Annotated in this window: 7 protein-coding genes, 1 tRNA gene, 2 rRNA genes and 1 pseudogene (1 of these 11 cut by a window edge); 3 read left to right on the top strand and 8 right to left on the bottom strand. The window is 61.0% G+C overall.

The window, feature by feature from the left end; genetic code table 11:
- Positions 1-75: 75 nt before the first annotated feature.
- The 5 genes from K3557_RS01645 to K3557_RS01625 form a co-directional block, all read right to left on the bottom strand.
- Positions 76-1,503, bottom strand: coding sequence for an amidase (locus K3557_RS01645; RefSeq protein WP_259997263.1), 1,428 nt, complete (start codon positions 1,501-1,503; stop codon positions 76-78).
- 10 nt (positions 1,504-1,513) lie between these two features.
- Entirely contained in the window at positions 1,514-3,223 is a 1,710-nt protein-coding gene (locus K3557_RS01640; protein ID WP_259997261.1) for an ABC transporter ATP-binding protein, read from the bottom strand.
- Positions 3,224-3,226: 3 nt separating this feature from the next.
- Positions 3,227-4,102, bottom strand: a complete 876-nt coding sequence (locus K3557_RS01635; protein WP_259997260.1) for an ABC transporter permease — start codon at positions 4,100-4,102, stop codon at positions 3,227-3,229.
- Complete coding sequence (locus K3557_RS01630) at positions 4,099-5,046, bottom strand: ABC transporter permease (protein ID WP_259997259.1); 948 nt, start codon at positions 5,044-5,046, stop codon at positions 4,099-4,101. Before K3557_RS01630 ends, K3557_RS01635 begins: the two co-directional genes overlap by 4 nt.
- Before the next feature lie 64 nt (positions 5,047-5,110).
- Positions 5,111-6,646, bottom strand: coding sequence for an ABC transporter substrate-binding protein (locus tag K3557_RS01625; protein WP_259997258.1), 1,536 nt, complete (start codon positions 6,644-6,646; stop codon positions 5,111-5,113).
- Between the two features lie 124 nt (positions 6,647-6,770).
- Here K3557_RS01625 and K3557_RS01620 point away from each other — a divergent pair, with 124 nt between their 5' ends.
- From K3557_RS01620 to K3557_RS01610, 3 genes and pseudogenes are all read left to right on the top strand, one after another.
- Positions 6,771-7,589: a helix-turn-helix transcriptional regulator gene (locus K3557_RS01620; RefSeq protein WP_259997257.1), complete on the top strand. Its 819-nt coding sequence runs from the start codon at positions 6,771-6,773 to the stop codon at positions 7,587-7,589.
- A 108-nt stretch (positions 7,590-7,697) separates the two neighbouring features.
- Positions 7,698-8,753: pseudogene (locus K3557_RS01615) on the top strand (IS5 family transposase).
- A 41-nt stretch (positions 8,754-8,794) separates the two neighbouring features.
- Positions 8,795-10,459, top strand: coding sequence for a recombinase family protein (locus K3557_RS01610; protein WP_311198501.1), 1,665 nt, complete (start codon positions 8,795-8,797; stop codon positions 10,457-10,459).
- On the opposite strand, the gene K3557_RS01605 is transcribed toward K3557_RS01610, so the two are convergent.
- The 3 genes from K3557_RS01605 to K3557_RS01595 form a co-directional block, all read right to left on the bottom strand.
- Positions 10,416-10,492, bottom strand: a tRNA-Met gene (locus K3557_RS01605). The two genes, K3557_RS01610 and K3557_RS01605, sit on opposite strands and share 44 nt — an antisense overlap.
- A 46-nt stretch (positions 10,493-10,538) precedes the next feature.
- Positions 10,539-10,653 (bottom strand): 5S ribosomal RNA (rrf, locus tag K3557_RS01600).
- Between the two features lie 212 nt (positions 10,654-10,865).
- A 23S ribosomal RNA gene (locus K3557_RS01595) occupies positions 10,866-12,883 on the bottom strand (it continues 826 nt past the right edge of the window).

Genomic DNA, 12,883 nt, shown 5'->3' with positions numbered 1-12,883 from the left:
AGCCGGGCCGGGAGAGGTGTTTTCTCCCGGAGGCTTCAGTTTGGGTGTTAAAGGGGTGCGCTTGGCGGGGCGCTGCTACAGAGCTGGCCGCCGCGCGGCCTGATCCAGCCAGGGCATCTTCTCTTGCAAAACCGAGGCCACATGGAACGCCCTTGGATCGTCAAAGGCACGCGCCAGAATCTGCACCCCAACCGGCCGGCCGTTCTCGCCAATCCCGGCAGGCACCGCCAGCGCCGGCAGGCGCGATAGCATGTTGAACGGGGCCAGGGTGTTCAGGTCGTATTCGCTGTCAAAGTCGCGATCGCCGATGGTGATGCGGTCCCAAGGCTTTTGCTCGGCAAACATTTCGTAGCTGGCAAAGGCAGGGCAGATGAAAGCGTAGTAGTCGTTTTCCATCATCGGACCGAACCGGCTGTAGATATCCGCCGCAACATCGAATGAGGTCAGAAACCCGTCCGCTGTGGTCTTGGCGGCGCATTCGGCAAAGTACTTGGTATAGTCGCAGACCAGATCCGGGTGCGCCTCCACTTCACGGATCAGCGCGGCGCCCATCAGGTGGTTCAGGTAGCTGGCGCAGCCGTCGCGCACTTCCTGCCCCCAGCCCAGCTTCACCTCCTCGATGATCGCCCCGGCATCCGACAACGCATCAAGCACCTTATAGGTCTGATCGGCGACGTCCTTGGTCACCACTTCGTTGCTGATATCCAGGCTGTAGCCGATACGCTTGCCCTTGAGGCTGCCGTATTTAAACGGGATCGTCATTTTTTCCCGCACGGTGGCAATGTCCTGCGGGTGGTGGCCGGATATGACATTCTGCATCAGCGCGCAGTCAGCTACCGTGCGGGCCATCGCACCGACGTGGCAGTAAGGATCCAGGTTGAACGGCGCCGCATCCGGCACACGGCCATAGGGCGGCTTGAAGCCGACGACCCCGCACATCGCCGCCGGGCCGCGAATGGAACCGCCGATGTCCGACCCGGTTGCCAGCGTGGTGGTGCCTGCTGCCAGCGCCGCCCCGGCCCCGCCCGAAGAGCCAGAGGGGGTATATGCCGGATCCCACGGGTTGCGGGTCACGCCGTGCAGGCGGGTTTCGGTGGTCCAAGCGCTGCAGAATTCAGGCGTGGCCGAGCGCGCGTGGAAAATCGCGCCCGCGTCGCGCAGCCGCTGTGCTACCGGGTGGGTTTGATCGGCAATGTGGTCCTTGTAGATCAGCGAGCCTTGGGTGTTGCGCTGTCCTTTGACGTCCATCTCGTCCTTGATGGCAACCGTGACCCCCTCTAGCGGGCGGGCATCACCGGGGCGGTTTGTGTAGACCTCCTCGGCGGCCCGGGCGGCATCCATCGCCTCATCAACGAATGTTTCGGTGAAGGCGTTGATCACCGGCTCGACAGCTTCAGCGCGGGCAAATTGCGCCTTCAGAACATCCACAGGGGAAAGCTCACCGGATTTGAACAGCGCAATCTGCCGGGTCGCCGGCAGGTAGCACAGATCGAGATCGGACATGGCAAGGGTTTCATTCAACGGCATGGAGTTTTCTCTCGTTGCTAGGTGTCTGTTGTTCGGGCAAAGCGTGATGCGATGCTGCGATCAGCCTGCGGGTGTAATCATGCGTGGCGTCGGCAAAGAGCCGGGCGGTGGGTCCGGTTTCGACCAGTTCGCCTTTCAGCATCACAATCATGCGGTCGGCGGCATGTCGCACGACGCTCATGTTGTGGGTGATCAGCAGGATCGACAGGCCCATCTGCTCCTGCAGGGTGTTCAGAAGGTTCACCACCTCGCCCTGGACCGAGACGTCCAGCCCCGCGGTCGGCTCATCCGCCACCACCAGCGAGGGCGACAGCGCCAGTGCCCGCGCCACACCGGCGCGGCGCGCCTGGCCTCCGGACAGCTCATGCGGGAACCGGTCGGCATAGGCCTCACCCAGTCCGGCCTGGGTCAGCAGCTCAATGGCGCGCGTGCGCGTTGCCTCCGCCCGGCGGCCATGCACAATCAGTGGTTCGACCACCTGTTCTGCGATCGTCACCCGTGGAGACAGCGAACCGGCGGGGTCCTGAAACATCATCGCAACTTGCTCGCGTGCTTTGCCCCAACCTGCGGCATTCGCTGTAGTCAGCTCGCTGCCGTTGAGGCGGACGCTGCCCGCATCCGGGCGGACCAGCCCCATGATACTGCGCGCAACCGTGGTCTTACCCGAGCCGCTCTCGCCGATCAGCGCCAGCGTTTCGCCGCTGCGGATATCAAAGCTGACTTTGCGGACCGCCGGGATCTCATCACGCCAACCACCCAATGAGGGCGGCAGCAGGCCCCTGCGGGTGAAGGTCACCGACAGGTCTTCGACACGCAAGACAGGTGCGGCGCTGATATCTATCCGTCCGGGCGGCCCATCAACGATCTGTACCGGCTGCTCCAGCGCCTCGCTCATTGTCGGGAGTCTGCGGGTTGGCGTTTCGATCTGCGCCGGATCGCAGCGCAGCAGCGCCTTGGTGTAGCTATCCTGCGGGTCAGCGAAGACATCCTGCACCGGGCCGGCCTCGCGGATCTCGCCGGATTTCATCACCAGCACCTCGTCACAAAGCGAAGCCACAACCCCCAGATGATGGGTCACAAAGACAATGGCGCAGCCCGTTTCCCCCTGAAGACGCTGCAGCAGTTCAAGGATCTCCACCTCCAGTGTCGGATCCAGCGCGGTGGTGGGCTCATCCGCCAGCACCAGATCCGGCCCCAGCATCAGCGCCATTGCAATCGACACCCGCTGGCGCTGGCCACCGGACAGTTCATGCGGGTACATGGTCATCCGCGATGCGGGGTCCGGCAGGCTGACCCAATCCAGCGCGTCTATGGCGCGCTGCCATTTTTCGCGTTTGGACCAAGGCTCGCGGTACAGAAGATCGATCATCTGCTGGCCGATGGTCAGACCCGGTGCCAGCGATGTCATCGGGTCCTGCGAGATGTATGAAATCCGGGTGCCGCGCAGCGCCCGCATCCGGTCCGGCGGCTGGCGCAGCAGATCCATACCGTCGAACCAGACCTCGCCCGAATTCAGCGTGGCGGCATCCGGCAGCAGCCGGGTCAGCGCCCACAGCAAGGTGGATTTGCCGGAACCGCTTTCACCGACGATGCCCAGGGTGCGGCCCTTCTGCAGCGTGAAAGACACCCATTTCACCGCCTGAATGGGGCCAAAGCGCACGGCGAGGCCGTCAACTTTCAGAAGCATATCCGCCATGGTTCAGCCCTTTCCGCCAAGTTTCGGGTCAAAGGCATCGCGCAGCGCTTCGCCCAGGAAGGTGAAACCGAGCGTCGCCAGCACCAAGGGGATCCCCCCCGCCACCACCAGCCAGGGCGTGTGGCCGACAAAATCAAACCCGTCCTGCAACATCAGTCCCCAGCTGGAGGCGGGCGGCTTGACACCCACGCCAAGGAAGCTGAGGCCCGCCTCGGCGGCGATGAAGGTGGGAATATCCATTGAGGCGACGATCAGAACCGGGCCGATCACATTGGGCAGAATGTGGCGAACCACGATACGGACGCGTCCGGCGCCCATAGCGCGCAGCGCTTCAACATATTCGGCATTGGCCTGCGCCATGACCGAGGCCCGCATGATCCGCCCGTAATAGGGCACTGATGTTGCAACCAGCAGGCCGACCAGCACAACCATACCGCCGCCAAAGATCGGTCCGATGGCCAGCGCCAGGATGATCACCGGATAGGCGCGCACAGTGTCGAACCCCAGCGTCAGCACATAGTCCAGCCAGCGCGGCCCCATCGCCGCCATCATGCCCAGAATGCCACCCAGGATGACCGACAGCGCGGTGGAAATCAGCGCCACGCTCAGCGCGATCCGCCCGCCATAGATCGCCCGGGACAGCACATCGCGGCCCAGCTGATCCGTGCCCAGCCAATGCGCCGCACTTGGCCCCTGCAGCTTGGAGGGGATGTCCATGGCATTGGGGCCGTAAGGCGCGATCCAGGGGGCCAGCAGCGCCGACAGGATCAGCAGCAGCGCCAGCAGCAGCCCCAGCATACCCATCGGATCGCGGGCCAGATTGGTGAACCCGCCGGGGCGTGCCGGTTTGATGACGGGTTGAATATCAGCCGCAGTCATTGCTCCTGGCCCTCCTTGAAACGGGGATCGATGATGGCGTTGAGGATGTCCGCCGCGGTGGTGGCGGCGATCAGCAGCGCGCTGGAGGCCAGCACCGCACCAAGTGTCACCGGGTAGTTGCGCAGGATCACCGCGTCATACATCAGCTTGCCGATGCCGGGCCGGGCAAAGACGATCTCGGCAAAGACCGCGCTGCCCAGCATGTAGCCGACCCCGACCCCCAGCACGGTAATAGTCGGCGCCACCGCCACCCGCAGCGCATAGCGCGAGATAATGCGCGGTTCGGTCAGGCCAAAAGAGCGGGCGTTGCGGATGTAATTTGCCGACAGCACCTCGATCATCGAGGCGCGCACCAGCCGCGCCAGGTAGCCGACCCAGCCGATGCCAACTGCGACGGCTGGCATGATCAGGTGGTGCAGCGTAGAACCAAAGCCGCCTTCGCCCGCGCCGATGGCAGGCAGCCAGCCCAGCCGGGCGGAAAACAGCAGCATGCCGTAGATTGCAATGATCACCGAAGGCACCGCGATGACGCTGACCGACAGCAATCCGATCAGCCGGTCAAACAGCCCGTTGCGGCGCACTGCCGCCAGGCAGCCCAGCGGGATGCCCAGGCCTGCTGCCAGCAGCATCGCTGCCGTGATCAGCTGCACAGTATGCGGAAGATGCGCCATCAGCACTTCGCTGACAGGGCGGCGGCTGCGCAGATCGGTGCCCAGATCGCCCTGGGCCACTGACCCCAGATACTTCACGATCTGCACTGGCATTGGCTGATCCAGCCCCAGCCGCTCGGCAAACTCGGCCTTGATGGCTGGTGTTGCCCGTGGGCCCAGCATCGCGCTGGCAGGATCGCCAGGGGCCAGTTGCACCAGCACATACAGCGTCGAGACTGCCAGGATCAGCACGGTCACCCCAAGACAGGTGCGGCGGAGAATATAGCCAAGCATTTCGGTGTTTCCTCAGAAGAAAAATCCGGGCGGGACTGCAGGCCGCCGCCCGGCAGGAGGGAGGTCAGTTTGCGGTCTTCTTGAAGCCGGCAAAGACTGGACGGCCGTCGGGCAAGGTGGCCGGCACGATCTTGTCGTTCCACAGGATGGTCAGGGGTTCGTTGGTCAGGAACAGGAAGTTGCCGGATTTCTCCATCATCTCCTGCATCTGTGTGTAAAGCCGGCCGCGTTCTGCGTCATCGGTGCTGCGGCGCGCCCTTTCGACCAGGGCGTCATAGTCCGGGTTGCTCAACCCTTCCCAGTTCCAGACGCCGACCTGATCGGAGGTGAAATATTGCATCGTGTAGATGCCGTCGGGATTGCCGGTCCAGGATTTCACATGCAGCTGCAGGTCGGCAGCACGCGTTTCATCGACACTCCAGAAGCTGCCTTCATCCTGCCCGTTCAGCTCGACGGTCAGACCGATCTCAGCCAGGTTGGCCTGGACAATCTGGGCAATGGTGGCTCGGTTGGCCGTATTCACGAAGTCAAGCCGCAAGACAGTTCCTTCGGCCCCCGCCTCGGCGATCAGCGCCCGGGCGCCGTCAACGTCCCGCTGGATCGGTAGCACGTCGCGGTGGCCCAGAAGCCCCGGGGCGACCATACCGGTTGCCTGTTCGGCCCGCCCGTTCGAGACCGCAGCCAGAATGGTGGGCACATCCACCGCTTTCTGGATGGCCTGGCGCACGCGGATGTCCGACAGTCCCTCGTAGGTTTCCGAAATGCCCAACCAAAGCGGATCCAGCGATGTACGTAATTCGGTATTACCGGCGCTTGTTGACCAGCTGTCGTACTCTAGCGCTGAGGCTGCATAGGTAAAATCGATCTCGCCTGCATCAAAAGCCACCCGGGCGGCGTTGTCATCAGCAATGGCTATGATCGCGACCTCTTCAAAATCTGCCGCCTTGCCTGTCCAGGCCGGATCCCTTTCCAACATGAAGGCCTGGCCGGGCTCATGAGACTTGAACCTGTAGGGGCCAGCGGTTGCAACCGGGGTTGCCTCGAAATACCCGTCCGAAGCCTCAGCCGCGGCCTTGGAAATAATCGCGCCCGAAGTGTAGGATAGCGTCGCCGACCAGAACGCCGGGGAAGGTGCGCTCAGGTGAATGACCCCGGTGTACTTGCCGGTTACTTCGACATCCTCCAGCAGCGTGAACTCGGTCGCGACACCGGATTCCAAGCCTTGATCCAAGTGCCGTTCAAAAGAGTATTCTACATCTTCCGCGGTCAGCTCCCCATAGCCGCCGGACCACATGATGCCGGGTTTCAGCTCAAAGGCGATGTGCTGCGGATCGGACAGATCTACGGATTTTGCGGCATCCAGTTCGGCCTTCCAACTATCCCCCGGCACATGTTTCGCCAGCCGCGGATAGAGGTTGTCGATCAGAAGCTGTTCCGAGCTGGAACCCCAGTAGGCCGGATCCAGGTAGCCCGGATCGGCAGCGACCGCGATGCGAAGGGTGTCAGCAGCACCTGCGCCTGCTGCGGCGGTCCAGATGGCGGCTGCCACGCTTGTGCCTATCGAAACCTGCCGGGCCGGCTTTGTCGGAATTCTGGTCATCTTCCTCTCCATCTGTTGGCATCTTTTCCAACAGTCTAGAGGGCGCGCGACCTGCAAAGCACGCACCGTTAGACCCCCAAAATTAGGCTGGACGCAGCTATAGTGCATAAAGTAGCGTAAACACATGCCTGAAACTAATCTCTCCGCCAATCTCAGGATGCTGTGCAGCTACGGGCGTTCTGTCTCGGAGGTCTGCCGCCGAATCGGCATCAATCGGCAGCAATTCAACAAATACCTCACCGGTCAGACTGCCCCGTCGCTCGCCACGCTGCGCCGGGTCTGCGACTTTTTCGGGGTAGACGAGGCCGAGATCCTGCAGGAAAAGAAGGCCTTTGCCAAACTGGTCCGGCTGCGGCCGCCGGTTCTGGCCCGGTCGAATGATCCGCTTTCGGAGCAGATGGAAAAGGTGATCCGCCGCGACCGCTGGAATGCCGGACTGCTGGAGCGCCACGCAGGTTACTACCACATTTACATGAGCCCCGACCCGTCCAAAAACTACCTCTTGAAGAGCATTGGACGGATTTTTGGCAGCGGGCACGACTGGTTCTCCAAGGAGCTGGAGCGCTATGAGGATGACGAATTCGCCATCCCCTCGACACTCAAACATTCTGGCCTCGTGTTCGAAGCGCACAACCGGATCTTCATAACCAGCCGCGAGCAGGGGCAAGGAAACGGCATGTGGAGCACTGCCCTGATTGCCTCGGATTATGAGGAGCCCTCGTTTCTTCCCGGGCTTCTCCAAGGGATCGAACCGGAAGGCGGGCATATGCTCTATGGCACCCGCGTGGTATGGGAGTACTTGGGAAAATCACCGGATTTGCGGGCAATCTTGCAACGCTGCGGGGCCTATAAAAGCGATCATTCCGAGGTGCCCGAGTTTGTGCGCAACTCCATCTTTTCAACGGAAGGCACTGACACGGCCACTTTGACTGCTGCATTTTAGCCGCAGCGAAACGCGCCCCCCCGGCAACCGCCGGAGCGTATAGGCGTTGTTGCAGAACTCTGAGTTCTAAGGATTCACATCACGAATCCATGCGGTTAGACGGGGCAGATGAGCAAGCCCGCACCTGCCCGCTACCGTACGACGAATTGGTCCAGCTACAACGATGCGCTCAGAAAGCGCGGGTCGCTTCTGATCTGGTTGGACGAAGAGATGACCTGGCTCGCGCCGCATGATGGCAGCCCCGGTCGCCCTGCGGTTTTCTCGGATGCGGCAATCCAGTTCTGCCTGTCGATCAAGGTTCTGTTCAAGCTGCCTCTCCGGCAGACCGTCGGGATGGTCACCAGCCTTTTGCACCTGGCGGGTCTGGACTGGCCCGTTCCGGATTTCTCTACGCTGTGCCGCCGACAGAGTGAGATGGGACCGTGGCCCCAGTGGGGCCGCGTAAGCCCATAGAACGCTGGCCGTCCAGATCCCATATCGCCGCGCCGATGGGCCGCTGAACCTGCTTGTGGACAGCACCGGGATCAAGTTCCTTGGCGATGGTGAGTGGCAGGCCCGCAAGCACGGCGTTCAGGGGCGGCGCCAATGGCTGCCCGGCAGTTGATTGCAGAGCAATCAATGAGAGGGGCGCAAGGTTCCTCTTGCGATGGACGCTGCCACGTCTGACATCCGTGCCGTCGAATTCACCCCCAGCCGCGACGGCCCCTCTCGTGGTTATGCTGCGCAAACCACTGCCGGGCAGTGGACAGCCCGGTCTTACCGGACTTGTTGGGTCAGTTCCCCGAGGACGAAGACATCGGCACCGTGATCGCCGATGGTGCCTATGACACGCGACGCTGCCATGCCGCGATCCTCGAACGCGACGCGGCCCCGATCATCCCGATCCGCAAGAATGGCCGGTTGTGGAAAGAAGATTGTCCGGCTGCGCAGGTCAGAAACGAAACTCTGCGAGCCACCCGACACTACGGTCGAGCCTTCTGGAAGCGCTGGACAGGATACCACGTCCGAAGCCGGATCGAGGCAAAGATGCGCTGCTTAAAGGCATTCGGCGAGCGCATTGCCGCAAGAGACCCCGACCGCCAAACCGCCGAGATCCATATCCGCATCGCACTCATCAACCGCTTCAACGCACTCGGCACCGCTGAGATTATCCGCGTCGCCTAAGTTCGGAGGGGAAAGGGGGAGCCAGGCCTCAAGAGCGAGTTCTGCAACAATGCCCAGACAAACAGAAAGACACATCGGTCGAGGACCAGATCCGGCTGTGCCGCCGTCTGTGTGAACAGAAGGGGTGGCAGGTAACGGAAGTTTTCACCGATCACGCGCTCAGCGGCAAGAATGCCCTGCGCCCGGGATACCAGCGCCTGATCCAGGCCGCAGAACGCGGCGATATCGACGTCATTGCCGCCGAAAGCCAGAACCGGCTGTCGCGGGACATGGCGGATTCCGCAAACCTGCTGAAGCGCATGAACTTTTTCGGTGTCAGAATCCACACGGCTTCGGAGAATGAACTGGATGACATGAAGGTCGGGGTCGGCGGGCTGGTGTCCACCATGTTCCTCAGGGACCTGGCCCAGAAGACACGGCGCGGGCTGGAAGGACGCATTGCCAGGGGCAAATCTGCTGGCGGGATTGCCTACGGCTACCAGGTGAAGCGGGAGATCCTGCCCGACGGCACGCTCAGCACCGGCGACCGGGAGGTCGAACCGGAGGAGGCCGCCGTCATCAAACGAATCTTCCGGGATTATGCAGACGGGCTTTCCGCCCGCACGATTGCAGCTGTCCTGAACGCCGAAAGGGTAATTGCCCCGCAGAGCGGCAAAGGAACCGGCACCTGGAACCCGTCGACGATCTCCGGAAACATCAAACGCGGCACCGGCATCCTGAACAACGAGCTGTACATCGGGCGCCTGGTCTGGAACCGGCTGACCTACGATACCAACCCCGACACCGGGAAACGGCTGTCCCGCCTCAATCCGCCGGAAGACTGGATCACGGAGGATGTCCCCGGCCTGCGTATTCTGGATGATCAGCTCTGGCAGGCGGTGAAGACCCGCCAGGGGGAGGTGCGGCAGGCGATGAACCCGGCGGGTGTTCTGACGGAACGGCCGAAGCTGGAACGCGCGCGCCGCCCAACCTATCTGCTGTCAGGTCTCCTGCGCTGCGCCTGCTGCGGCGCCAGCTACACGCTGATCAACAAGACGCGCTACGGCTGCGCAGGGGCCCGCAACAAGGGCGCTGCGGTCTGCACCAACCGCGCCACCATCGGCCGGGCAGAAGTGGAAGAGCGGGTGCTTTCCGGGCTGAAGCAGCGCCTGCTGGCACCGGACCTGCTGGCGCAATTTGCGGAAGAATACCGCAAGGCGTTCAACGATGCCGCCGCGGGCGCCTGCCAGGACCGGCAGAAGGCCGAACACTCCCTCAGGAAGGTGGAGAGCCGGATCGCCAACATCCTGACCGCTATTGAGGACGGCATGTACACCGCCTCGATGAAGGACAAGATGCCTGAGCTGGAGGGTGAGAAGGCCCGCCTGGCGGCGGTCATCGCGGACAACCCGGAACCCCCTGCCCTGCGGCTGCATCCGCGCCTGTCGGCGCGGTACCGGGAGCTGATCGGGGATCTTGCTGGCGCTCTGAATGCACCGGAAGTGAGGCGGGAGGCGACGGCGTCGCTGCGGGCGCTGATTTCGGAGGTGCGGATGGTTCCCGACAGTGCTGCGCCGGGCGGCCATCAGCTTAAACTTGTTGGGGAATTGGCGGGGATCATGGCTTTGGGGGGCCTTGAATCGAAAAAGCCCCCGCTTTTTGCGGAGGCTTGGTCGGAAACGTTGGTTGCGGGAGCAGGATTTGAACCTGCGACCTTCAGGTTATGAGCCTGACGAGCTACCTGGCTGCTCCATCCCGCGTCAGGTTTGTTTGAGATCGTATTGAGAGATATTTGGATTTTACTAGGTTTGGCGGTGACCTACTCTCCCAGGGCTTGAGCCCAAGTACCATCGGCGCGACAGTGCTTAACTTCCGGGTTCGGGAAGGGACCGGGTGTTTCACTTGTGCTGTAGCCACCAAACCAAGAAAAATCCACTTGCCTCCGGCAAGTGGATTTTCTTGGTTTGCGGTCGGCAGCGTGTTTGCAGAGCAAATACGCGAAAGACCGCACCCCAGTTACGTCACGAGACGTTTCCACGAGCGGAAGGCAGTACAATCAACGTTGTCCAAGCGTTTGTATTTTGGGATGTGTTTGCTTGTTTGGATTTTCGGTAACACTGTCTGTTACTGGATCAAATCAAGCCTATCGGGCGATTAGTACCGGTCAACTGAATGCATTGCTGCACTTACATCTCCGGCCTATCGGCGTGGTGGTCTTCCACGGCCCTCAGGGATACCTTGTTTTGAGGGGGGCTTCCCGCTTAGATGCCTTCAGCGGTTATCCTGTCCGAACATAGCTACCCTGCACTGCTGCTGGCGCAACAACAGGTCCACCAGTGGTTCGTTCACCCCGGTCCTCTCGTACTAGGGGCAACTCCTCTCAAGTATCCTACACCCACGGCAGATAGGGACCGAACTGTCTCACGACGTTCTAAACCCAGCTCACGTACCTCTTTAAACGGCGAACAGCCGTACCCTTGGGACCTGCTCCAGCCCCAGGATGAGATGAGCCGACATCGAGGTGCCAAACACTGCCGTCGATATGGACTCTTGGGCAGTATCAGCCTGTTATCCCCGGCGTACCTTTTATCCGTTGAGCGATGGCCCTTCCACTCGGGACCACCGGATCACTATGGCCGACTTTCGTCTCTGCTCGACTTGTCAGTCTCGCAGTCAGGCTGGCTTCTGCCATTGCACTCAACGAGCGATTTCCGACCGCTCTGAGCCAACCTTCGCGCGCCTCCGTTACTCTTTAGGAGGCGACCGCCCCAGTCAAACTACCCGCCACGCAGGGTCCCGGATCCGGATAACGGACCGCGGTTAGATATCAAGAGTGCGAAGGGTGGTATCTCAAGGGAGGCTCCACCGCGACTTGCGTCACGGTTTCGATGCCTACCACCTATCCTGCACATCACAATCCTGATACCAGTGCGAAGCTGTAGTAAAGGTGCACGGGGTCTTTCCGTCTAACCGCGGGAAGCCTGCATCTTGACAGGCAATTCAATTTCGCTGAGTCGATGTTGGAGACAGCGGGGAAGTCGTTACGCCATTCGTGCAGGTCGGAACTTACCCGACAAGGAATTTCGCTACCTTAGGACCGTTATAGTTACGGCCGCCGTTTACCTGGGCTTCAATTCGGAGCTCTCACCCCTCCTTTTAACCTTCAGGCACCGGGCAGGCGTCAGACCCTATACGTCGTCTTGCGACTTCGCAGAGCCCTGTGTTTTTAATAAACAGTCGCCACCCCCTGGTTTGTGCCCCCGGATTCCACTTGCGTAGGACCCGGGCCTCCTTCTCGCGAACTTACGGAGGTATTTTGCCGAGTTCCTTCAACATCGTTCTCTCAAGCGCCTTGGTATTCTCTACCTGTCCACCTGTGTCGGTTTAGGGTACGGTCTGATGGAGGGCTATTTCCAGGGACTGATCAGCAGCCCATTCAATCCGATAAGGATGAACTACCTTCACAATCCGTCACATCCTCCTGGCCCACGAATATTAACGTGGTTCCCATCGCCTACGCCTTTCGGCCTCGGCTTAGGGGCCGGCTTACCCTGCTCAGATTAGCTTTAAGCAGGAACCCTTGGACTTTCGGCGAGAGTGTCTCTCACACTCTTTGTCGCTACTCATGTCATCATTCTCACTAGTGATCTCTCCACGGGATCCCTCACAGGCCCGCTTCATCGAAAGCTCCTTGCGTCCAACTCTTCCCGGAGGAAGATAAGGACGCATGGAACTATGTCACACTACGCTCTGCTACCATGCACTATGTGCATCCTCGGCTTCGGCTCATGGCTTGAGCCCCGTTACATCTTCGCCGCAAGACATCTTGATTAGACCAGTGAGCTGTTACGCTATCTTTAAAGGATGGCTGCTTCTAAGCCAACCTCCTGGTTGTTTTGGACGTCTCACCTGCTTTCCCACTTAGCCATGAATTGGGGGCCTTAGCCGGAGGTCAGGGTTGTTTCCCTCTCCACGACGGACGTTAGCATCCGCCGTGTGTCTGCCATCTAGTACTCCCGGGTATTCGGAGTTTGGTTAGGATCAGTAAGCCTGTGGGGCCCCATTACCCATCCAGTGCTCTACCCCCCGGGGTATTCGGATGACGCTCTACCTAAATAGATTTCGCAGAGAACCAGCTATCTCCGAGTTTG

The sequence above is a fragment of the Leisingera sp. M523 genome (assembly GCF_025141335.1).
Taxonomy (GTDB): Bacteria; Pseudomonadota; Alphaproteobacteria; order Rhodobacterales; family Rhodobacteraceae; genus Leisingera.
This window is presented reverse-complemented; position numbering and strand designations above follow the sequence as displayed.

Excerpts from the sequence above, each read along its gene's own strand:
- K3557_RS01620 (WP_259997257.1), top strand. The coding sequence starts at position 6,771 with ATGCCTGAAACTAATCTCTCCGCCAATCTCAGGATGCTGTGCAGCTAC.
- K3557_RS01625 (WP_259997258.1), bottom strand. The coding sequence starts at position 6,646 with ATGACCAGAATTCCGACAAAGCCGGCCCGGCAGGTTTCGATAGGCACA.
- K3557_RS01635 (WP_259997260.1), bottom strand. The coding sequence starts at position 4,102 with ATGACTGCGGCTGATATTCAACCCGTCATCAAACCGGCACGCCCCGGC.
- K3557_RS01640 (WP_259997261.1), bottom strand. The coding sequence starts at position 3,223 with ATGGCGGATATGCTTCTGAAAGTTGACGGCCTCGCCGTGCGCTTTGGC.
- K3557_RS01645 (WP_259997263.1), bottom strand. The coding sequence starts at position 1,503 with ATGTCCGATCTCGATCTGTGCTACCTGCCGGCGACCCGGCAGATTGCG.
- K3557_RS01630 (WP_259997259.1), bottom strand. The coding sequence starts at position 5,046 with ATGCTTGGCTATATTCTCCGCCGCACCTGTCTTGGGGTGACCGTGCTG.